The organism is Paenibacillus pini JCM 16418 (genome assembly GCF_000576305.1).
Lineage (GTDB): Bacteria > Bacillota > Bacilli > Paenibacillales > Paenibacillaceae > Paenibacillus_AQ > Paenibacillus_AQ pini.
The window spans coordinates 239,485-261,761 of record NZ_BAVZ01000002.1; the positions used below are offsets into that span (position 1 = coordinate 239,485).

Here is a 22,277-nt window from a genome sequence, read left to right on the forward strand (position 1 = left end):
TTATTGAGTTACCGTTTATATTATACAGGTGACGCGCCCACTAGAATTTGGTATTGTTAAGTGAGGTTTACAGTACTTATAAGTTTGTACAATGCTTTAGCATCTTAGTGTACATATTAAGATTAATTTCTTATGAAGCAGATATAAAAAATGTAGTTACAATTTGCAACAATTTGCTGGTCTTACACGTCTGTAAGATTGCAGGGAGAGGGGGATCCTTTGTGGTAGAGCAGGGACTCATCAGAGCCGCTCAATCGGGCGATCGCGACGCTCTAATCACCCTATTACGAGAAATTGAACATCATGTATATCGGACTGCCTTCTACATTCTTAACAATGAGCAAGATGCAATGGATGCTTCTCAGGAAGCTCTGATTCGCATTTATACTAAAATTGATACGTATGAAGAAAAGGCTCAGTTTAAAACGTGGATTCAGCGTATCGTAACGAACATTTGCATTGATAAATTCCGGCGTAACAAGCCAACAGTTTCAATCGATGAACACGAGTTTGATTTCCAAGACAAACAAAATGTAGAACAAGTCGTCATGTCCTCATACTTGGCGCAGGATATCCAAGAGGCAATAGACCAATTACCTGATCATCATCGTACGGTTATTGTTTTAAGATATTTACAGGATTTTTCCTATAATGAGATTGCTGATTGTCTTAACCTGCCTTTAAATACGGTTAAATCCTATTTATTCAGAGCAAGACAACAGCTGCAAAATATGCTCCAAGAGCATCAGAAAGGTGGTGTATCAGGATGAAATGTTCAGAGGTGGTGGAATGGATGCACCGGTATTTGGACTATGATTTAAGCGATGAAGAAACGATTGAAATGTCCCAGCACCTGGCTAGTTGTCCTGAGTGTGCGGAAACCTTTCGAATGCTTAAGTCATTGTCCAGGGATCTGGAGGACTTGCCAAAGGTTGCGCCCAGATTTAGCCTGGTTGACGCCATTATGCCACAGCTCGATGCAATAGATCTGGCTCGTCAGGAGAAGAGTGCTTCTGTAGAGGAAATACCTGCTCAAATGAAGCCTGTACCTATGCGTCATGAACGGAAGAGTAGTTTCCGTAACTCGGTGGCTGGAAGAACAGCAGTGGGTGCTGTCGCGGCAGCCATTATATTGGGTGCTGCTATTTATAGCTACACGCCTAAGCAAATGTCCAATGCCGATGAGCAGCTAGGTAGTCAAAGTCTGACCCAAGAGCCCGTGACGGCCTCGAATCCGCAAACGGAAAGCTCAAGTAAGATGATGAAACAAGATCCAAAGTTGTTTCAGAAAGAACCAACCTCAACCGATTCTACCGATTCTACTGATCCTTCTGATCCAGATCAGAATGGGGTAGAGGATAAGACGGCTACGGCTTCGGAAAGTACACATAACAAAGGCTCGAAGAAGAGTTCTACAGATTTAACAAATCCACCTGCAAACGCTGCTGATGTTACTTCTCCTGTGAAAACTGAGAAGGTTACTCCTAAAGAGGCTAACGGTGCTGGCTCAAAGGGAAGCAATACGCCTACAGATCCATCTTCGCAAGCTAATACGAAGACAACGCAACCACCAGCAGCTAATAAAGAGGGAAATGGCGCTAATAATTCAACAAAGTCGGATTTAGGCGTCGCGGAAATATCCAATGACGATAAGGCCGTTTCGACGAATACAGCAGAGCCGGACCCTAGTGCAAACCCGTCAGCTTCAGGTAATGGGCTTGAGAGTGATGCTACAAGTGGAATGTACACGATGCGTGCTACAGGTGTTCTACAACCTCTAAATTCGCCTGATGGCAAGTATACTGCTGTGGTAGAAGATAAGAAACTCGTCATATACAGTATTGGCAAAGATGTGACTCAGAACAAAGCTGTTCGTTCGTTTGATCTAACGGGCTCATGGGTATCAGGAGTATGGTCTGCGGACAGTACTGTATTTACCTATCAAACCGCAGATGCGAACGGAGCACCAACGAGTCAGACGTATCAGGTCAATGCAGCTACTTCGGATAAATAAGTATAAAAACTATGCACCGAATTTCAGGAGCATGAATACATTATATTAAACAGCCATTATACGAAACTTAGCGTTCGTATGATCACGGGCGCAAAGTTTCTAGAGCTTTCTTTGCCGGTGTTTATCATAGATGTGCTGAATAAAGGGACCCCTAGATATTAAGGGTCTCTTTATATTTCTCTAAACGTTTTTTTTTGATAGAATAATAAGATGTGATCAATGTAGTTTGATCGGTACGGATTAGTGAAGGGAGAAACTTGCATTGGATGTAAAGTCAGCGGCGAAGGCCATTAAACAGGGTGAGATTTCACCTATATATCTGTTGTACGGGTCTGAGAAATACCAGATGAAGGAGTTCACTTCATTTCTTGAGGAGCAAGTAATCCAAAAAGAAGAACGTGACTTTGCTCTCGTTCACTATGACCTAGCAGAAACGCCACTTCAAATTGTAGTGGAAGAGGCAGAGATGGTCCCTTTTATGGTTCCGCGTAAGCTTATATTTGTTCGTGACTCATCGGTCTTTACGGCTGGTAAGGATAATGGTAAAGTGGAGCACCATGTTGAGGCTCTGCTCGAATATATGAAGAACCCAGCTGAATATAGTGTTCTTATATTCGTTGTTAATAACGAGAAGCTAGATGAACGTAAGAAAATCGTGAAGGCAGTGAAGAGCTCAGGCATTGCCCTATCGTTTATGCCTATGGGTGGGGACGAGCTATTGCGCTGGGTTGAGAAGAGATTTAAAGATGGTGGATGCATTACGACAGCAGGTGCCTCAGAAATGCTCATTAACAATGCCGGGACCCAGCTCCAGACGTTATCTGCTGAAGTAGACAAGCTGTGTTTGTACGCAGGCGCAGGCGGTACCATTAATCCAGAGATTGTTGAACAACTGGTGGCACGAAGTACTGAGCAGAATATCTTTGTACTTATAGAACATATTGCTAACCTCCGATTGGAGCAAGCACTAGCTATATTCTACGAACTGTTGAAGCAACGAGAAGAACCGATTAAGATTGCATCCTTGATCTCAAGACAATTCAGAATCATTTTACAAGTGAAGGATTTGGCTGGCCAAAGTTACTCACAGCAGCAAATCGCTTCCCAGTTGAGTCTTCACCCTTATGCGGTTAAAATTGCAGGGGAACAGGCACGTAAATTTCAAGCAGCCCAATTGCGTCAGATTCTTAGCAGTCTGGGTGAACTTGATTATCAAATGAAGACTGGGAAAATGGACAAGGTACTTGGAATCGAATTATTTCTACTCCGGCTTGGAAAGTAGTTTAAGGAGGCTGTATGGATGGTAGTGGAGACTACTGTGCGTACAGCCTCTTTACAATTTGTGCATTATTTCATTTTAATGAGATGCGGCATGTTGAAGGGTGAGGAGTGTTACCTCGGGTACACTGTCGAACCGGAAAGGCAGACGCGTTGTGCCGATGCCTCGGTTTACATAAAGATTCAAGGGCTTACTTCTTCCTGAATCAAAAGTATATAGACCTTCTCTGTATTTTTGGGCGAGCGGCGGCGTGTATACAGATCCGTACCCAGGCATCTGGACCTGCCCGCCATGACTATGACCAGATAACTGCAAATCGACGGGATAGGAATTTAATCTGTCAGCAATATCCGGCTCATGTACGAGCAGTAGAACAAAAGCGTCAGCAGGAACATTTTTAAACGTTTTCTTGAGGTTGGGAGATCCCAGCAAATAGTCGTCCAGTCCCGCAATAACGAATTGACTCGAACCAATGGTTAGCACTTTATGTTCATTGATAAGCACTTTGAAGCCACTGCTAGACATAAGCTTGGGATATTTATGTTTGCCTCCACCCCCTTGGTCATGATTGCCGTACACAGCGTATTTCCCTAGTGGTGCTTTGATTTGCTTTAGAATTGGAGCGACACCGCTAGTCTCATCATATTGGGAGAAGTTATCGATTAGATCTCCTGTAAATACAACGAGATCTGGCTTCAATCCATTGATACGTGCGACAAGCTTGCTTAGTTTATCTAACGAATAGAATTTACCAAGGTGGATATCACTAATTTGAACGATGCGTAATTCGTCCAAATCCCTTGTGACAGAAGTAGAAATGCTTACCTCTTCTAGCCGCAGTAGATTCGGTTCCACATATCTTGCATAATAATAGATAGCTCCTAAGGACATTAGGAGTACAAGGATAAGTAGAGTGAGTCGTTTGAAGAAGGTTGGTTTTCTAAATGTTAGCTTCATATGATATGATCCTCCCTTACAACATTAATATACCGAGGCTCCGTTACAGCAGTGTGACAGACTAACCGCGGAGAGACTGAAAAGGAGATTTCGATGCATATTTTAATTGCTGATGATGAGCAGGATATGCGAAGGATTTTAAGAGCATATTTTGAAAAGGAAGGATATAAGGTTTCAACCGCAGCGAATGGTGAAGAAGCACTAGCTATCTTTTACCGTGAAAAAATAGATCTAGTGATTCTAGATTGGATGATGCCGAAATTAAATGGGTTATTGGTATGCAAGGAAATAAAAGCCCGTTCCGATAAAAAGGTATTGATCTTAACTGCGAAAAGTGAACAGGAAGACGAGCTGAAAGCACTCGATATCGGTGCAGATGAGTTTATCCGCAAGCCATTTCACCCGAAAATTCTCGTGCTTCGTGCCAAGAAGCTGCTCGGTGATGAGAGAATGCTGCGGTATAAAACGATTAAAATTGATAGGGATGGAAGTAAAATATCTAAGGATGGTACGGATTTACAGGTAACCAAAACGGAGTTTGAGCTTATGTGTTGCTTGATACGTCATAAAGGACAAATTCTCACAAGGCATCAATTACTGGATTTAGTATGGGGTCTGGATTACATTGGGGATGAGCGAACGGTAGATACCCATGTTCGAAGACTTCGGGAGAAAGTGGGCGATGACCTGATCAAAACGCATAGGGGAATCGGCTACAGCGTAGAGGCGAGGGATGAATAAGCTTGGGCGCAAGTTATTTATAAGCATCTCTTTAGCCGTCTTATTTATCTTCGTTATCTTTGTGCTACTGACGAATATGTTTCTACCCAAGTACTATATCTACAAAACTAAAGCGAAGCTCGGAGAAGCTATAGAAACCATTGTAGAACTACCTGCTAATAATTTCATAGCCTCAATACCGCAATTGGAGGAAAGGTACAATCTTACGATTGTTTATGATTCGGTGCAGCAAAAAGAAAATGATCTAAATGATTCATTATTAGAACAATTCTCGAAAAAGGCAGTCAAGCTGAATAAGTTCTGGATTACGAAAGAATCCTTAGACAAGGTTGAAGCTGGTAGTCGCGTGAATAAAATATATGATCAAGGTAAGCTGAAGTCGAGCTTTTATACCAGCTTTATTCGTAAAGATCAGCGTATCATTGTAATTGGTGTCTCTATGGCTTACTTAAGCGATACAATTCAAATTATCAACAAGTTTATTTTATATTTAGCGATCTTGTCCGTTCTGATTATTGTGATGGTTATTTGGATTGTATCATACCGCATGACGAGACCGTTGAAAGAACTGGGTGAGGTTGCAAAGGATATATCGGCGCTGCACTTTAGAAAAGCAAAGGTGCATACGAAGGATGAGATCGGCGAGCTCGCACTAAGTATTAATACGATGAGTGACAAGCTAAGTGCGGCACATGATGATTTATTGCGGAAAAATCTTAGCTTGAGACGGTTTATGTCCGATATTACACATGAGCTGAAGACGCCGATCTCACTCATTCAAGCCTATGCGGAAGGCATTGAGGATGGGCTGGATGACGGAAGTTACGTCCAGACTATTCTGCGGCAGAATGAGAGTATGACACGGCTGATTGATGAGCTATTGGATTTTGCCAAAATAGAGAGAGATATCCTTGAACGAAATTCGTTTGCGTTGAAGGATCTGTTCTATGAGTGTGTGGAGAAATTCCAGATCGAACTTGATTCCAGGCAAATTACATTGGTGACCCAAGATGAGATTCAAGGTAATCCGATGATCCATGCGGACTTGGATAAAATTAGAATCGTGTTTCATAACCTCCTAAGTAATGCTGTAAAATATACGGCGGATCAACGGATTCAAGTATCTTTGAAAGAACAGGGCTCCGATCTTATCCTCCACATGAGCAATGGAATTCATGAAGATATTGAAGATGTGTCACAGTTGTGGGAGCCGTTCTATGTGCTTGAAAGTTCGCGTCACAAAGAACGGTCAGGCACGGGGCTTGGTCTCGCGATCGTCAAATCGATTCTGGATCAGCATGGCTATGATTATCAACTGGCTGTGAACGAACAGGTTATTCATTTTTATGTATATTTCAAGAAAAACAGCTCGCATACTGCGTAGGCAGTATGCGAGCTGTTTCTTTTTAATAAGCTGAAGCATCGAATATACTTACTTTTGCTCCGTCATAGATAACTGCTGTTTTGGGATGAATCATCTTATCATCTAATGAAAAGTCCTTGGATGAGAAATTCACGACCACACGGAGGTTGTCTCCGAATGTAGTGCTTTGCACAAGACGGTCCGAGGATAAAATTTCATAATCGTTAATAGCTTAGTCACAGCCTTCTCATGAAATGGGCTCCAAATGTTAAGATACGCTGTAATCATCTGTTTATTCTTTTTCCAGCTATCTTGGTCAATGTGATATAGAGGGGGCACATTATATAGAAGCTCAGATAACATCCGATTTCCAATCTCATCTTTAATTTTAAGACTTCCCCACTCCCAATGATGTGTCGTAATTACCGAGTCGTTATAGACGAGTTTGTACAAAGGTAAGGAGTAAGTTGGATCAATATAGATATGCTTGTAAGCTTCCTTAATGGGTACTGTTTTTGCATATCTCTCAGGAGTCCCACCACCCTCAGACCAGTATCCTCCAACATAGTATGGGCTTGTTTTATTGACACGCATATCTTCATCGGACCACTGAATAACGGGTGTTTCAATACCATGTGCAAAAGCAATGGTTGTGCTTGCGAAGTCGTTTCCGCCTTCGGAGCCGATGACCATCTTCTTGTCATTACTAATGTAAGTCATACGTTCTAATCGCGCCTGTAGATCCTGTTGTTCAGTCGTCGGGTGATCACTGGAATAATCATCATAAATCTCTCCAGTAGCATCACAATCGATAAACCACGAATTGAACGGGATGTTATTCTGAAGAATTCCATTAACGCGCTGCTTGACGCTAGGCAGAGATAAGGTCGGATTAAGCTTTCTTCCTCTACCTAGAAAACCCTTTATTTTCTCCCCATTCTTATTTTCGATCGTTGAATTGTCATATAACGATGTATCTTCAAACGATGCCGTATTCCAGTCTTTACTGGCGTTCTGCTGAATGGAATGATAGGAGTCATAAGGTCCAACCAAGTATCCCAATTGATTGGCTTCTTCGACCATGGCAGGATTCTGAAGTCCGTCTGCCCAGTTAGGTAAACCGATCCAAGCTTTTTGAATGCCAGAAGCATGCATATCTTTCAGAACATTAGTAGAAGCATCAGCGCCCCATTGTTCGAGAGGATCAACAGTATCCTTTAGAACGCTTTTGAGTAATCTTTTGTTTAACGTGTATAGTTCCTGTTCACTTAATTGGTCAATTCCTTTATTGAGCAGTGCTTTCGAATCATCGTCTGGATCTTTGAATAAAGTCGGTGTGTACAATTGAGGTAGCTTAATAGCCGTATTCAGCCCCGTTGTAATGGTATTCTTCTGATAGTTATCGATATAATCGTTCTTTGAAATATCTGCAAGCACACTATTAAACTCACCAGATCCATCATCACTGTACTGTTTAAGCAGCTGTTCGATTCGGTTGAATAATGGGCCTTCGACAGATTGCTTCAGCTTGTTCCAATGAATATTATCTAGGGTAAGTGCCTGACTGCTCCATAAATAAATATGGGGCGCTCCAAACAACTTGTTCACATTTGGATTCTCCTCAGCTTTCTGCTGGAGCGTTTTAAATTCACCTTTTTCCTGAATATAGGCACGATAAATTTGAGAGATCTTGGCAGGGTCATTATCTGTTACATAAATACGGAATTTATACGATTTATTCGAATTAATGGATGGGAAATCATGTGTAAAGCTCATTTGAATGGCAGGTTCTGTCTTAAACTGAATCGTATCATTATACATATCGTCTGCTATGTACAAGACAGAGTAACCTTTATGGTTAACAGCAAAAAAACGCATGGAGAAGCTCTCTATAAAGTTCATATTATTATCGGTAAGAAAATTTCTCCATATCTTGTCTCCAGCTGGGATATACTTACCATCGCCAATTGGCAGCATATAGCTTTCACCTTGAACTTTTGGCCATTCATAGCTCGATGCTCCGTTTGAAGTAAGAGAGACCTCAACGTAATGATCCTTTTTCTCCATTTTGATGTCCATCTGTTTCTGAGGATAGCTCCAAGAAATGATTTCAGGTGTCTTCTTCAGTTGAGTAACGGTTTCTTTGGGTAGGGGAAGAGATGCGCTTTCCTTCACACCATCTTTTTCAACAAATAATTGAGCTGTTTCCGGATCGGCATCGAAGGTAAAATCACGGTAAACATTTTTCAGTTCCACTTGCTGCACTTGGAGTTTGTTATTTGTACTGTTTGAGCTCTGGATGTTTGGATCTGCGGTCTTTTGCGGTTGCATGACGGAGATGCCTACGATCAGGACCGCGGCTACGGATAAACTAACTCCGATCACTACTTTTCTATTCATTCCATTCCCTCCTTGTAATAAAACCCACTTTAGCGGTTCATTGTGACGCCAATGTGACAAGTAGAGAAGAAATTGAATTTAAATATATGTAAAGGTAGAGGGTTCCATAAAAATTAAAAAGTCCTGATAAGCTTAATAGCTTCTCAGGACTTCCCTATGCATATCTTATGGATAGCGCTTCTTATGCTTGTGCACTAAGAGCGTTAAGTTTTTTCGCCAAGCGAGATTTCTTGCGGCTTGCTGCATTTTTGTGGATCAAACCTTTTGTTACGGCTTTGTCCAGCTTTTGAGAAGCGGCTTGAATAGCGGCTTTCGCAGCTTCAACTTCATTATTTGTCAGCGCGTTGTCAGCAGCTTTAACAGCTGTACGGAGCGCGGATTTTTGGGAAGCGTTAAGCGCATGGCGTTTGTCGTTCGTTTTTACGCGTTTTACGGCGGATTTAATGTTTGGCATTGCATTCACCTCCTGTAAGGCATTCGAATAACTCGAAATGATTCACAACTTAAAATAGTTTAGCATGGGGTACTACAAAAAGCAATACCAAAAAGGCTTTGCATAAACTGGCTCCACCTCCAGCAAACTATCTTTATAAGCTGAAGGAGGTAAAGTGATGGAATTGGATTTACAGGATTATGCGGTCCGGACGGACCTAGCGATTGATTCGAAGGAAATGGCAGAGAAACGCTACAACCAACCGATTACAGGTATCGATGAAGAGGTATCCGAAAAAGATGGTATCAAGATTACTCGCTTGAACGTGCTGAACGAGGCTGGAGCTCAGTCCATCGGCCGTGTACAAGGACATTACGTTACCCTTGAAGTTCCTGGGCTCCGCAATGGGGATACGGGTCTACAAGAGAAGGTAGCTGTAGCTTTTGCTCATGAATTCGAATATTTCCTTACATTAATTGGTGTTCAGAAGACGCAAACTATTCTTGTTGTGGGTCTGGGTAACTGGAATGTAACACCCGATTCGCTTGGACCGTTGGTGGTAGAGAATATGCTTGTCACAAGACAATATTTCGAGTTGATGCCCGATCAGGTAGCACCAGGTTACCGTCAGATTAGTGCGATTGCGCCAGGAGTACTAGGTATTACGGGTATTGAGTCGAGTGAAATTGTTCAAAGTATCGTTGAGCGTATCCACCCTGATGTTGTGATTGCGATTGATGCGCTCGCATCCAGGTCACTGGAGAGAGTTAATACAACGATTCAGATTGCTGATATCGGAATCCATCCAGGTTCAGGAATTGGTAATAAGCGGCGTGGTTTGACCAAGGAAGTACTAGGTGTTCCTTGTATTGCGATAGGTGTCCCAACCGTCTGCTATGCATCCACAATCGTGAACAATGTACTTGATATGATGAAGAAACATTTTAGTCAAGAAACCAATCAGTCTCGGGAAATCATGGGACTACTTGATGATATTTCTGAAAATGAACGCCTGGCGTTGGTTAAGGAAGTGCTGGAACCGCTGGGGCATGATCTGATTGTAACACCCAAAGAAATTGATGAGTTTATTGAAGATATCGCCAATATTGTCGCAAGCGGTCTGAATGCTGCACTGCATGATGCAGTTGATCCCGGTAATGTCGGAGCGTATACCCATTAAAATCAATTGTTCTAAGAAGTCCCCTAGGTAAATCTAGCGGACTTCTTCTTTTTATGGTTCTAGTAAATCTCTTCTGTTCATAGATTGGGAGTATAAGAGATTTCAGGAGGACATCAGAATGAAAAGGAACGGGTTTCAACTTTGGAACATTGCTAAATTTAGAGCCAAGTTGCTTCATATCCTTACATTGGGACGCACTTTCGTGTTGTTAATGGTAAGCTCACTGCTGTTTTTCGTTGTACTCGGTTTGGGAGGCATAGCTGAACAGAGATTAAATTCTTCCCCAGTTTCATCCATGAAAGGATTTGCAGGATCGCTGTCCAGCCAGTTTTTTATGGATATGCTTGGAATGGAACTTCCTAATTTAGCTAAGGCGGATAAGGATAAAAGCACCTTTTCAGGTGAAAACATGACGACCTTTATGTTCCAGATGCTAACCAGTGTCAATATACGTGATCCTAAAAGTTTAGTGGCCCGTGAAATGCCTGGATTGGGTTCGAATGACCCCGTACTGTTAAGAATTGGCTCAGGCAATAAAAACCTTGAGGGACCTGAAGATTTTCATCCGCCGGGAGACACAGCACTCGCTACGGATGATACTGATCCAACTACAGGCAGTAATGGAAAAACGGATGCGACCGAAAGGGAGCCTCAGCCTGGTGGAAAGAAGAACCCGACAGGAACAACACCAATACCGGATACTGAGGATAAAGTTCCATCTACAGGGTCATTGAACAAGCAGGTTTTGATCTATCATTCTCATCCGAGAGAATCATATAATCCTTTATTAGGTAAAACGAGTAATAATCCAAGCTCCAGCTCATCTTCAAAGAATGTGATGGTCGTCGGCAGTTACATGGCACAAAGGCTTGAAAAGCTTGGGGTCGGAACGGTTCATGCGCAGAAAGATTACGTATCAACCGTGGCAGGCTACAACTATAATTTCTCTTATAAATATTCAAGACAAACAGTTAAACAGGCCATGAGTCAGAACAGTAATCTTACGTATTTACTTGATATCCACCGAGATTCACAGCGTCATGGCAAGTCCACAGCTGTTGTGAACGGGGCGAGCTATGCACAAGTCTTCTTCATTATTGGTCATGAGAATAAAAAATGGCGGGAGAATGAGGCCTTCGCAAACGCCATTCATGAGCGGTTAGAGAAGCAGTATCCTGGAATATCACGCGGAATCTGGGGAAAGACTTCGGCGCAAGGAAATGGAGAGTATAACCAGACCCTATCTACTAAAAGCATATTAATTGAAGTTGGCGGGATCGATAGTACAAATGAAGAACTGCGGCGCACGGCAGAGATTCTAGGCGATATTGTAGCTGATTTATATTATCAAGATCAGAAAACGCAGAAAGCGAATGTTGTTGTGCCAGAGCCTGGGAAAAAAACAGAGCCAAAAAACTAAAATGGACTGTGGGAGGGGAATAATAATGGCAAGGAAGAGTAAAAAAATGTGGGGCTTGGTCATATGTGCAGGAATTGGTGTATTGATTGGAATGCAGCTTGCGGGTTCTGACGTACCTTCAAGTGACCCATCGATCCGCAGTTCGGTAAATGCAAGCCAGCAAACCTCCCCCAGCTCCCGCACCAGCTCGAATACGTTCATTGTACAAACAACACAAGAAGATGTGAGGAATATGACGCCAGAACAAATATTGTTACCGAATGCCAAAAAACCGACAGTGGATGTATTGGCAGACAAGACTTCAGGTCTTTTGCAGGAACTTTCACAAAAGAGTATACGGATGGTTGTTTCATTATTCAGTTCCTTAACGGATTAAGGAAGCTATAGGGATTGCTGGCCTATCCTTCAACTGCTATAATGAATTGATTGATACATCAGGCTGTTTTTGGGGGTAAGGCATGACAGACATTCAAGCAAGACAAAAGAAAATTCGGAACTTCAGTATTATTGCACATATAGACCATGGTAAATCGACACTCGCTGACCGGATATTAGAGTTTACAGGGGCGTTGACATCACGTGAAATGCAGGAGCAGGTACTGGATCAAATGGATCTGGAGCGAGAGCGCGGAATCACAATCAAGCTTCAAGCCGTTCATCTTACATACCGTGCCGATGATGGAGAAGACTACCTGCTGAATCTGATTGATACACCAGGACACGTCGATTTCACCTATGAGGTCTCTCGCAGCCTTGCGGCCTGTGAAGGTGCACTGCTTGTAGTGGATGCTGCACAAGGAATTGAAGCGCAGACGCTTGCAAACGTATATTTAGCACTGGATAACAACCTTGAAATTTTACCTGTCATCAACAAGATTGATTTGCCGAGCGCAGATCCAGATCGGGTGAAGCAGGAGATTGAAGATGTTATTGGTCTGGATGCTAGCGATGCTGTTTTAGCTTCCGCTAAGGCAGGAATTGGAATTAAGGAAATTTTGGAGCAGGTAGTGAAGCAAGTTCCTGCACCGACTGGTGAATCGGATCAACCGCTGAAAGCATTGATTTTTGATTCGCACTATGACCCGTACAAAGGTGTAATTGTATACGTTCGTGTCGTGAACGGATCGGTTAAAACAGGTACGAAGATCAGAATGATGGCTACAAATAAGACATTTGAAGTCATTGAAGTCGGAGCTTTCATGCCGCGTATGACGATCGTGGACGAGCTTAATGTCGGCGATGTTGGTTTTATTGTGGCGGGTATTAAGCATGTTGGTGATACGCGTGTCGGTGACACGGTTACAGATGCAAAGAATCCTACACCAGAGGCGCTTCCAGGTTACCGTAAAATTAATCCAATGGTATATTGCGGTCTATATCCGATCGAAACGTCGGAGTATAATGATCTACGTGAAGCTTTGGAGAAGTTACAGCTCAATGATGCATCTCTTAGCTTTGAGCCGGAAACGTCCAGTGCGCTTGGCTTCGGTTTCCGTTGTGGATTCTTGGGACTATTGCACATGGAAATTATTCAGGAGCGGATTGAACGTGAGTTTAACATTCCGCTGATTACGACTGCACCAAGCGTTATTTACCGCATTGCTCTAACCAACGGCGAAACCATTCAAATCGACAACCCTTCCCACTATCCGGAGGTAGGTAAAGTAGATTATGTTGAAGAGCCTTATGTGAAGGCGGCTATTATTGTACCTAATGATTATGTAGGGACAATCATGGAGCTTTGCCAGAACAAACGCGGAGATTTTATAAATATGGAATATCTGGACACGACACGTGTAACGATTACGTATGAAATGCCGTTGTCCGAAATTGTATATGACTTCTTTGATCAATTGAAATCCGGAACAAAGGGCTATGCTTCGTTTGATTACGAGCTCTCGGGTTACAAACGTTCTAACCTGGTCAAAATGGATATTGTGCTTAATGGCGAACAAGTCGATGCACTTTCCTTCATTGTCCACCGCGATCGTTCTTTCCATCGTGGACGGGGTATTTGTCAGAAGTTACGCGAACTGATCCCACGCCAAATGTTCGAGGTGCCTATTCAGGCATCTGTCGGAACGAAGGTTGTTGCGCGTGAAACGGTTAAGGCGATGCGTAAGAACGTACTTGCCAAATGTTACGGTGGTGACATTTCGCGTAAACGGAAATTGCTCGAGAAGCAAAAAGAAGGTAAGAAGCGTATGAAACAGGTGGGAAGCGTCGAGGTTCCGCAGGAAGCGTTTATGGCGGTTCTTAAAATAGACGATTAACATCTAAAATGTAATGCGGAATGAAACTACATTAAACCTTAATGGGGAGAGCCGTTTACGGCTTTCCCTTTTCTAAGTAGATCGGAGGGAAATGATATGTCGGGTATGCATGCGCAAGAAGTAGACAACAATCGGCTTACCATCAAAAGTAAACCGCAGGCGGTATATTTGCACATTCCCTTTTGCACCAATAAGTGCTTTTATTGCGATTTTAATTCTTATGTTTTGAAGAATCAGCCGGTTATGGACTATTTAGTAGCTCTAGATCGGGAGATGGAACTGACTGTAGCGGCAAATCCTCCTGGGCAGATTAAGAGTATATTTGTTGGCGGAGGTACGCCAACGGTGCTGAAACCGAATGAGATGGAATTTTTCTTGAAATCAGTTAAGAAACATTTTCCGGACTGGGCAGAGGATATGGAGTTCTCGATGGAGGCGAATCCGGGCACAACCGATCTGGAGAAGCTGTCTGTAATGAGAGCTGGCGGAGTTAATCGAGTGAGCTTTGGGGTGCAGGCTTTTCAGAATGAATTACTAAGCGACATTGGGCGAATTCATGATACGGATGATGTGTACCAAAGCTTGGAGAATGCTCGTAAGGCAGGTTTTGATAATATGTCGATCGACCTGATGTTTGGGCTTCCGAACCAAACGGTTGAGATGCTTAACGAGAGTATCACGAAAGCTTTGGCGCTAGATCTTCCGCATTATTCGATTTATAGCTTGAAGGTAGAGGAGAACACACTTTTCCATACGATGTTTAAGAAAAATCAACTACCTCTACCGCATGAAGATGATGAACTGCAAATGTATTTGCTACTCATGGAGCGTATGAAGCAGGCCGGTTATGAACAATACGAAATCAGTAACTTTGCGAAGCCCGGCAAATATAGCCGTCACAATATGACTTATTGGCTGAATGAGGATTACTATGGTCTAGGTGCAGGAGCACACGGTTATATGGATCATCAGCGCCATATGAACATCAAAGGTGTAAATCCATATATCCAAGCGACTAGGGAGGGTTTGCCACGTCTAGAGAGCTTCCCTATTCCGCGCGATGAAGCGATGGAGGACTTCATGATGGTTGGGCTTCGTGTTATGCAAGGTGTCTCTCGCGCTCATTTCAAGGAGCAATTTGAGCTTTCAATGGACGACGTGTTTGCTAAGCCGTTGAATAAAATGCTGGCTGCAGGCCTGTTGGAGGAGACCGAAACGGGGTACCGACTTAGTGACAAGGGAGTCCTATTTGGTAATGAAGTATTTGGCGAATTTATAGGGTACCTGACCGTAAAATAATGGCTTGAACTTTTATACGTACTGTTGTATATTTATTCATTATATTGGACAGTACGTGTAAGGAGGATAACCCATGCCTGCGATATGCAGAAAAGCGGTACCTGAAGATGTCGAGCCGCTGTATGAAATGATTCAGAATTATGCACAGCGTGGCATTATGCTACCGCGCTCACGAAAAATACTGCTTCAACAATTAGATCAATTCGTTGTTGCTGAACTTGAGGGTGAAGTGATCGGATGTGGATCGTTATGCCGACTGGGCAGCGACTTGGTAGAAATTCGTTCTTTAGGTATCCTTGAAGGATATAAAGGCATGGGCATCGGCTCTATGCTCGTGAATCGCTTGACGGAAGAAGCGATGGTTCAGGAAATTCCGAAAATCATGGCCTTAACATATGAAGCTTCCTTTTTCCAGAAAAATGGCTTTGCCATTGTTGATAAAGAGATATTTCCAGAGAAAGTATGGACGGATTGCATTCATTGCAGTAAGCAAGATTGCTGTGATGAAATTGCGGTTCTTAAGATCCTGAATTAATTATTCAAACCGCTACTTTTTTTGAAAATCAGACTGCTACTTCATTAGTTCGATCTAATGAGGTAGCAGTCTATTTAGATGAATTACTTGTCCTTTTTCAATTCATAGTAGTTTCCATCCCATAAGAAAATCATGGTTTGATCGTCTTTAATAATTAACAAACTACCTGCATTGGTCCAATTATTTATAGATACCGTTTTAACCGACTCTGATTTAACTCCAATATCGTTTAATTCGATTCTGTATTCGTTGAGAAATTCTTCATTCGTTAAATTCAGCTCTTTATATTGTGGAGTCAGAATTTCATTCTTACCAAAGGATGCTTTTTCATTGGAGTAGGATGCCTTCGTTTTAATTAGACTTTGATCGACTTCTGTGGAGATAGGTGATGACCCAGCCAGTCCGGTTACAGTCCAATCACCAAAATATTCGGGTGAATGTGAAGAAGGAATGGATGAAACGCTTGATGAAGAAGCGTTGGATGGCGAAACTGAAACTGGATCTGAAGTCGTGTTTGTTTCATTTTTGCTGCAAGAACTTAACAATAGGGCGATGACGAGAAATGCAGAGTAGTAGAAATTTTTGTTCAAAGCTGTTTTAACCTCCATTTATTATTTATTACTAAAAAGTCTTTATAGCTTACAATGATGTCCTAATTATAGGGTGTCATTTTATTTACTTTAGAGTGTCATTTTATTCACCTTACTGTTAAGAAAATACAGAATCAACTTAGAAAAACGGGTGTGATTCTACCTGTGAGAAAAGCTTTTATCTTTTTCCTTCACGTAAATACTGAACCGACTTGACAATGCTCAGGTCAGTTTGGTATTTTTGTATTAGTGATTAGCACTCGTCTAATGTGAGTGCTAACGATCGAATGACAGGATGGTATTTACCGCAGAGGGGGGAAAGGCATGCTAACCGAACGCCAAAGAATGATTCTAAACGCTATTGTGAACGATTATATTCGTTCTGCTGAACCTGTGGGTTCCCGAAGCATTTCTAAACGGGGAGATGTTGGATACAGTCCGGCTACCATTCGTAATGAGATGGCTGATTTAGAGGATTTGGGATTCTTGGAGCAGCCTCATACTTCAGCCGGTCGTATTCCTTCTCATAAGGCTACCGTTATTATGTGGATCATCTAGAACCGCAAAATACCGCACTGCCCGATGAAATGCAAACGATACGTACGTTTTTCGCTGAGAAACTGAATGCGATGGAGCAGGTCATTCAAAATGCCTCTTCCATACTTTCCAATATGACGAATTATACTTCCATCCTTCTGGGACCGGAGGTTTTTCATACATCATTACGTCATTTCCAGTTACTTCCACTTAATGAAACGACTGCTGTGGCTATTATTGTTACCAGTACAGGTCAGGTTGAGAACAAAACCGTTACGATTCCACCGGGTGTTTCAGTTTCGGAAATGGAGAAAGTGGTAAACCTGCTTAACAGTAAATTGGTAAATGTACCATTATACAAGCTGAAACCTCAGTTATACACAGTGCTTGGAGATGAGATGGAAAGACATATCTCACATTATGAAGAAATTATGAAAGTACTGGATACTATATTTTTGGATGGGGAGAACGATCAGCGGGTATACCTTAGTGGTACTACGAACATGCTGACACAACCTGAATTTAAGGATGTAGACAAGGTTAAGGAAATTTTAGATTTGCTTGAACAAACACCAACACTTATGAAAATGATGGCACCTTCCCAAGGCGCGGCGGGAATTCAGGTGCGAATCGGTACAGAAAATGATCACGAAGCTTTCGCTAATTGTAGCTTGATTACAGCGACGTATTCACTTGAAGGCGAATCACTGGGAACAATCGGTATTCTTGGTCCTACACGCATGGAATATGCGAGAGTCATGAATATACTAGGCATGCTGTCGAAAGATCTAACAGCGCTGATGTCCCATTGGTATAAATAAGGCGAGCCATGAATCAGTTCTTCGTATTCATGACTTCACCCGAGTTGAAGGGAGATTACAAGCATGAACAAAGGTTATATATTAGAAGGGCATACTAAGGAGGTGAAGACATCTTGAAAGAGAACAAACATAATCAACATGAAGAAATGCAGGAAGACATAAATCAATCTGCATTTGATACTGATTCAAATGAGCAGTTTGAACAAGAAGACAATGGGAATTTTGCGGAAAACGCAGATGAATCCAACGTTGAAGTGCTTGATTCCAACCATCTACAAGGTGAGCTTGAACGGTACAAAGCTTTGGCAGACGAGAATCAACAACGTGCGCTGCGCACGCAAGCTGATTTTGACAACTTCCGCAAACGTACACAGAAGGAAAAAGAGGATTTCGCCAAATATGCATCAACGAAGCTGATTACGGAATTGTTGCCGATTGTGGACAATTTTGAACGTGCATTGGCAGTAGCTGGTGACAATGCGAATGAGGAATCTTTGGCTAAAGGTGTAAGTATGATTTTCCGTCAACTGGAAGGTGTACTGCAAAGCGAAGGATTAACCGCTATGGATAGCGTAGGTCAGCCTTTTAACCCTGAGTTCCATCAAGCGATTATGCAGGTGGAAAGCGAAGAGTATGAGGAAGGCATCGTAGCCGAAGAAGTTCAAAAAGGTTATATGTTGAAGGACAAAGTTCTACGTCCAGCGATGGTTAAAGTCAGCATGTAATATTGCTGTTTAAATATAAAATGAGAATGCAAAGTTCATTCATTATAAGGAGGAAATTTTAATGAGTAAAGTTATCGGTATCGACCTTGGAACCACAAACTCTTGTGTAGCTGTTATGGAAGGCGGCGAGGCTGTCGTTATTCCGAATCCGGAAGGCGCTCGTACAACTCCATCCGTTGTAGGTTTTAAGAAAGATGGAGAGCGTATTGTTGGTGAAACAGCAAAACGTCAATCCATTACAAACCCTGATCGTACGATCAGCTCCATTAAACGTCATATTGGTACAAACCATAAAGAAACAATTGAAGGTAATGACTATACACCTCAAGAAATTTCTGCAATGATTTTGCAAAAGCTGAAATCCGATGCAGAAGCTTACTTGGGACAAACGGTAACGCAAGCCGTTATTACCGTTCCTGCTTACTTCAATGACAGTCAACGTCAAGCAACTAAAGATGCAGGTAAAATTGCAGGTCTAGATGTACTACGTATTGTCAATGAGCCTACGGCTGCAGCTCTTGCTTATGGTCTTGAGAAATCCGAAGATCAAACGATTCTTGTTTATGACCTTGGTGGTGGTACATTCGACGTATCCATTCTTGAACTAGGCGATGGTTTCTTTGAAGTTAAAGCTACAAGTGGTGACAACCACCTTGGCGGAGACGACTTCGACCAAGTGGTAATGGAATACCTGGTAAGTGAATTCAAAAAAGATCAAGGTATCGACCTTAGCAAGGATAAAGCAGCGGTACAACGTCTGAAAGACGCTGCTGAGAAAGCGAAGAAAGAATTGTCAGGCGTTCTGACAACTACAATTTCTTTGCCATTTATCACTGTAGCTGACGGCGTACCACAGCACTTGGAGATTAACCTGACTCGCGCTAAATTCGATGAAATTACTGCAAGTTTGGTTGAACGTACTCTCGGACCAACTCGTCAAGCTTTGAGTGACGCAGGTATGACTTCTAATGATATTGATAAAATTGTTCTTGTAGGTGGTTCGACTCGTATCCCTGCAGTACAAGATGCAATTAAGAAATTGACTGGTAAAGATCCTCACAAAGGTGTTAACCCAGATGAAGTCGTTGCACTTGGTGCAGCTGTTCAAGCCGGCGTATTGACTGGTGAAGTGAAAGACGTTGTCCTTCTGGACGTAACTCCATTGTCCCTAGGTATTGAAACTGCAGGTGGCGTGTTTACGAAAATGATCGAGCGCAATACAACGATCCCAACTAGTAAATCACAAGTGTTCTCGACTTATGCTGACAGCCAACCAAGCGTTGAAATTCACGTTCTGCAAGGTGAGCGTCAAATGGCAGCTGGTAACAAAACACTAGGACGCTTTATGCTTGGAGATATTCCTCCAGCACCACGTGGTGTACCACAAATCGAAGTTACTTTTGACATCGATGCGAATGGTATTGTTAACGTATCTGCAACGGATAAAGGTACAAACAAAACGCAAAAAATCACCATTACATCATCTAGCGGTTTGAGTGATGAAGAAGTTGAACGCATGATGAAGGACGCTGAAGCTCACGCTGATGAAGATCGTCAACGTAAGGAATTGATTGAAGCGAAGAATAATGCGGACCAACTCGTATATTCTACGGATAAAACAATTAAAGACCTAGGCGATAAAGTGGATGCAGCTGAAGTTGAAAAAGCAAATGCAGCTAAAGAGAAGGTGAAAGCTGCACTGGAAACGGATGATCTTGAGCAAATTAAATCGACAACTGAAGAGTTGACTGAGATTGTTCAACAGTTGTCCGTGAAATTATATGAGCAAGCAGCACAAGCGGAGCAAGCTCAAGGCGCTGAAGGCGGCCAAGAAGGCGCACCTAAAAAAGACAACGTCGTAGACGCTGACTATGAGGTTGTTGACGAAGATAAGAATCAAGGTTAACCTATAGAAAGTTATGTTCAGGAAAGGGAAGGTCAAAGCCGGGGCATCCCGAAGCTTTGGCTTTCCTTTTGTCCATGCAACTAAGTAGGGATAATCCTGAAATATTGGGGGTGGAAGAGTGGCTGAAAAGCGTGATTATTATGAGGTTTTAGGTGTAGGTAAAGATGCTTCGGATGAAGATGTGAAAAAAGCTTATCGTAAGCAGGCTCGCCAGTATCACCCGGATGTAAACAAAGCAGATGATGCGGAAGCCAAATTTAAAGAAGTTAAAGAGGCTTATGATGTACTGAGTGATGGCCAAAAGCGTGCTCAGTATGATCAGTTTGGTCATGTTGACCCGAATCAAGGCATGGGTGGCGGCGGCTTCTCAGGCGGTGACTTTGGTGGCGGCTTAGGCGATATTTTTGATATGTTCTTCGGTGGTGGCGGTGGTGGTCGACGTGATCCTAACGCACCAACACGTGGAAACGATCTACAGTACACGATGACGATTGAATTTAAGGAAGCGGTATTCGGTAAAGAAACGGATATCACGATCCCTCGTACAGAAAACTGTGATACTTGTCACGGTTCAGGCGCTAAGCCAGGTACGAAGCCAACGACATGTTCGGTATGTAGTGGTAGCGGTCAGCAAGAAGTTGTGCAGAACACACCTTTCGGCAGAATGGTAAACCGTCGTGCATGTTCCAATTGTGGAGGCAGCGGACAAATTATCAAAGAAAAATGTTCAACTTGTAGCGGTAGCGGTAAGGTCAAGAAGCAGCGCAAGATTCATGTCAAGATCCCTGCTGGCGTGGATGATGGTGCTCAGCTTCGTATGACTGGAGAGGGCGAAGGCGGCCTACGTGGTGGGCCTTCAGGCGATCTCTATATCGTGATTCGTGTTAAACAGCATGATTTCTTTGAACGTGAAGACGACGATATCTACTGTGAAATTCCTCTAACTTTTGCGCAAGCAGCATTAGGCGATGAAATTGAAATTCCAACGCTGACTGAGCGTGTGAAGCTCAAGATTCCGGCTGGAACACAGACAGGAACGTTCTTCCGTCTCAAAGGTAAAGGCGTACCTCGTTTACGTGGTATCGGTCAAGGAGATCAACATGTAAAAGTGGTCATCGTTACACCAAGTAAACTTAGCGATGAGCAGAAAGACCTGCTTCGTCAGTTCGCATCACTTGATGGAGCACAAACGCATGAGCATGAGCAATCTTTCTTTGATCGCATGAAGCGTGCATTCCGCGGAGACTGATCCGTTCGAATCATAAGAGAACTCCTCACTGTAAAAGCCTTCAATTCTATCTCTAGAATTGAAGGCTTTTTTGCTATGCAGACAATCAAAACGTATAAATTTTCGGCTGTGGCGGAAGCTAAATTTGTACTTCGCGGGTAAGAAATTATTTTAGAGTAGGAGAAACACATGTCAGAGAAAAATATCCTTGCTTATTTTAAAAGCCCAGAGGATGCCGAAAGTGTCTCAAAGAAACTACAATCACTGCGCGTTGTAGATATGTCCATCGACCGTTTCAGCCGATTCCCGGATATGGAGATGTATAAAGAAACCCATTTTGCAGGAGATGTAATTAGTATTTCTTCCATGGGCACAGGTTCACTTGATCCTGTTTCTGCAAGCATTATGGCTGGGGCAGATTCGTCCGTGAGTGGCATGAGCCATGGTGGGCAAGGTGGCCCAACGGGGCGAGATATTCTACTGACGGTTGTGGTCGAAGAAGAATCATTTGAACAGGCGCTGAAGCTTATTGTGGAAGCCGATGGTATGGTATAAATCATATAAGGAGGCCGTAAT

18 protein-coding genes and 2 pseudogenes are annotated in these 22,277 nt (G+C 42.7%); 16 read left to right on the forward strand and 4 right to left on the reverse strand.

The features are described from left to right. Positions 1-221 precede the first annotated feature (221 nt). The 3 genes from JCM16418_RS04410 to holA all read left to right on the forward strand — a co-directional run bounded on the left by JCM16418_RS04410 (position 222) and on the right by holA (position 3,296). The gene (locus JCM16418_RS04410) at positions 222-770 is read left to right on the forward strand and encodes an RNA polymerase sigma factor (RefSeq protein ID WP_036646568.1); all 549 of its coding nucleotides are present in this window, start codon (positions 222-224) and stop codon (positions 768-770) included. Continuing rightward, positions 767-2,014, forward strand: coding sequence for an anti-sigma factor family protein (locus tag JCM16418_RS04415; RefSeq protein WP_036646569.1), 1,248 nt, complete (start codon positions 767-769; stop codon positions 2,012-2,014). The genes JCM16418_RS04410 and JCM16418_RS04415 overlap by 4 nt, the downstream gene beginning before the upstream one ends. Before the next feature lie 262 nt (positions 2,015-2,276). Then, positions 2,277-3,296, forward strand: a complete 1,020-nt coding sequence (gene holA / locus JCM16418_RS04420; RefSeq protein WP_036646571.1) for a DNA polymerase III subunit delta — start codon at positions 2,277-2,279, stop codon at positions 3,294-3,296. A gap of 75 nt (positions 3,297-3,371) precedes the next feature. Here the strand turns inward: holA and JCM16418_RS04425 are convergent, their stop codons facing one another. Then, positions 3,372-4,250, reverse strand: coding sequence for a metallophosphoesterase (locus JCM16418_RS04425; protein ID WP_036646573.1), 879 nt, complete (start codon positions 4,248-4,250; stop codon positions 3,372-3,374). Between the two features lie 93 nt (positions 4,251-4,343). Here JCM16418_RS04425 and JCM16418_RS04430 point away from each other — a divergent pair, with 93 nt between their 5' ends. Together JCM16418_RS04430 and JCM16418_RS04435 are read left to right on the forward strand one after the other, a co-directional pair. Next, complete coding sequence (locus JCM16418_RS04430; protein ID WP_036646575.1) at positions 4,344-4,991, forward strand: response regulator transcription factor; 648 nt, start codon at positions 4,344-4,346, stop codon at positions 4,989-4,991. After that, positions 4,984-6,375, forward strand: a complete 1,392-nt coding sequence (locus tag JCM16418_RS04435; RefSeq protein ID WP_036646577.1) for a HAMP domain-containing sensor histidine kinase — start codon at positions 4,984-4,986, stop codon at positions 6,373-6,375. The genes JCM16418_RS04430 and JCM16418_RS04435 overlap by 8 nt, the downstream gene beginning before the upstream one ends. A gap of 22 nt (positions 6,376-6,397) precedes the next feature. On the opposite strand, the pseudogene JCM16418_RS04440 reads toward JCM16418_RS04435, so the two are convergent. After that, positions 6,398-8,754: pseudogene (locus tag JCM16418_RS04440) on the reverse strand (glycoside hydrolase). Positions 8,755-8,935: 181 nt separating this feature from the next. Further along, entirely contained in the window at positions 8,936-9,208 is a 273-nt protein-coding gene (gene rpsT / locus JCM16418_RS04445; RefSeq protein ID WP_036646579.1) for a 30S ribosomal protein S20, read from the reverse strand. 157 nt (positions 9,209-9,365) lie between these two features. Here rpsT and gpr point away from each other — a divergent pair, with 157 nt between their 5' ends. The 6 genes from gpr to JCM16418_RS04475 all read left to right on the forward strand — a co-directional run bounded on the left by gpr (position 9,366) and on the right by JCM16418_RS04475 (position 15,894). Then, positions 9,366-10,367 (forward strand): GPR endopeptidase, encoded by a 1,002-nt coding sequence (gpr, locus tag JCM16418_RS04450; protein WP_036646581.1) that lies wholly within the window; start codon positions 9,366-9,368, stop codon positions 10,365-10,367. 118 nt (positions 10,368-10,485) lie between these two features. After that, complete coding sequence (gene spoIIP / locus JCM16418_RS04455) at positions 10,486-11,787, forward strand: stage II sporulation protein P (RefSeq protein WP_036646582.1); 1,302 nt, start codon at positions 10,486-10,488, stop codon at positions 11,785-11,787. Between the two features lie 25 nt (positions 11,788-11,812). Continuing rightward, complete coding sequence (locus JCM16418_RS04460; protein ID WP_036646583.1) at positions 11,813-12,163, forward strand: hypothetical protein; 351 nt, start codon at positions 11,813-11,815, stop codon at positions 12,161-12,163. A gap of 82 nt (positions 12,164-12,245) precedes the next feature. Continuing rightward, complete coding sequence (lepA, locus tag JCM16418_RS04465; protein WP_036646584.1) at positions 12,246-14,060, forward strand: translation elongation factor 4; 1,815 nt, start codon at positions 12,246-12,248, stop codon at positions 14,058-14,060. Positions 14,061-14,165: 105 nt separating this feature from the next. After that, positions 14,166-15,359 (forward strand): radical SAM family heme chaperone HemW, encoded by a 1,194-nt coding sequence (gene hemW, locus JCM16418_RS04470; RefSeq protein ID WP_052020070.1) that lies wholly within the window; start codon positions 14,166-14,168, stop codon positions 15,357-15,359. Between the two features lie 73 nt (positions 15,360-15,432). After that, positions 15,433-15,894, forward strand: coding sequence for an N-acetyltransferase (locus JCM16418_RS04475; protein WP_036646585.1), 462 nt, complete (start codon positions 15,433-15,435; stop codon positions 15,892-15,894). Between the two features lie 83 nt (positions 15,895-15,977). Here the strand turns inward: JCM16418_RS04475 and JCM16418_RS04480 are convergent, their stop codons facing one another. Further along, positions 15,978-16,484 carry a hypothetical protein gene (locus JCM16418_RS04480; RefSeq protein ID WP_036646591.1) on the reverse strand — a complete coding sequence of 169 codons (507 nt, stop codon included), beginning with the start codon at positions 16,482-16,484 and terminating at the stop codon, positions 15,978-15,980. 324 nt (positions 16,485-16,808) lie between these two features. Here JCM16418_RS04480 and hrcA point away from each other — a divergent pair. From hrcA to JCM16418_RS04505, 5 genes and pseudogenes are all read left to right on the forward strand, one after another. Then, positions 16,809-17,842: pseudogene (hrcA, locus tag JCM16418_RS04485) on the forward strand (heat-inducible transcriptional repressor HrcA). 113 nt (positions 17,843-17,955) lie between these two features. Next, complete coding sequence (gene grpE / locus JCM16418_RS04490) at positions 17,956-18,567, forward strand: nucleotide exchange factor GrpE (RefSeq protein ID WP_242403713.1); 612 nt, start codon at positions 17,956-17,958, stop codon at positions 18,565-18,567. Positions 18,568-18,628: 61 nt separating this feature from the next. Further along, positions 18,629-20,473 (forward strand): molecular chaperone DnaK, encoded by a 1,845-nt coding sequence (dnaK, locus tag JCM16418_RS04495; RefSeq protein ID WP_036646593.1) that lies wholly within the window; start codon positions 18,629-18,631, stop codon positions 20,471-20,473. 118 nt (positions 20,474-20,591) lie between these two features. Beyond that, a complete protein-coding gene (gene dnaJ / locus JCM16418_RS04500) occupies positions 20,592-21,722 on the forward strand; it encodes a molecular chaperone DnaJ (protein ID WP_036646594.1) in 1,131 nt (376 codons plus the stop codon). A gap of 168 nt (positions 21,723-21,890) precedes the next feature. Beyond that, a complete protein-coding gene (locus JCM16418_RS04505; protein ID WP_036646597.1) occupies positions 21,891-22,256 on the forward strand; it encodes a hypothetical protein in 366 nt (121 codons plus the stop codon). Positions 22,257-22,277 lie beyond the last annotated feature (21 nt).

Excerpts from the sequence above, each read along its gene's own strand:
- JCM16418_RS04435 (WP_036646577.1), top strand. The coding sequence starts at position 4,984 with ATGAATAAGCTTGGGCGCAAGTTATTTATAAGCATCTCTTTAGCCGTC.
- spoIIP (WP_036646582.1), top strand. The coding sequence starts at position 10,486 with ATGAAAAGGAACGGGTTTCAACTTTGGAACATTGCTAAATTTAGAGCC.
- rpsT (WP_036646579.1), bottom strand. The coding sequence starts at position 9,208 with ATGCCAAACATTAAATCCGCCGTAAAACGCGTAAAAACGAACGACAAA.
- JCM16418_RS04475 (WP_036646585.1), top strand. The coding sequence starts at position 15,433 with ATGCCTGCGATATGCAGAAAAGCGGTACCTGAAGATGTCGAGCCGCTG.
- lepA (WP_036646584.1), top strand. The coding sequence starts at position 12,246 with ATGACAGACATTCAAGCAAGACAAAAGAAAATTCGGAACTTCAGTATT.
- JCM16418_RS04505 (WP_036646597.1), top strand. The coding sequence starts at position 21,891 with ATGTCAGAGAAAAATATCCTTGCTTATTTTAAAAGCCCAGAGGATGCC.
- JCM16418_RS04425 (WP_036646573.1), bottom strand. The coding sequence starts at position 4,250 with ATGAAGCTAACATTTAGAAAACCAACCTTCTTCAAACGACTCACTCTA.
- JCM16418_RS04415 (WP_036646569.1), top strand. The coding sequence starts at position 767 with ATGAAATGTTCAGAGGTGGTGGAATGGATGCACCGGTATTTGGACTAT.
- gpr (WP_036646581.1), top strand. The coding sequence starts at position 9,366 with ATGGAATTGGATTTACAGGATTATGCGGTCCGGACGGACCTAGCGATT.
- dnaK (WP_036646593.1), top strand. The coding sequence starts at position 18,629 with ATGAGTAAAGTTATCGGTATCGACCTTGGAACCACAAACTCTTGTGTA.
- JCM16418_RS04430 (WP_036646575.1), top strand. The coding sequence starts at position 4,344 with ATGCATATTTTAATTGCTGATGATGAGCAGGATATGCGAAGGATTTTA.
- hemW (WP_052020070.1), top strand. The coding sequence starts at position 14,166 with ATGCATGCGCAAGAAGTAGACAACAATCGGCTTACCATCAAAAGTAAA.
- JCM16418_RS04460 (WP_036646583.1), top strand. The coding sequence starts at position 11,813 with ATGGCAAGGAAGAGTAAAAAAATGTGGGGCTTGGTCATATGTGCAGGA.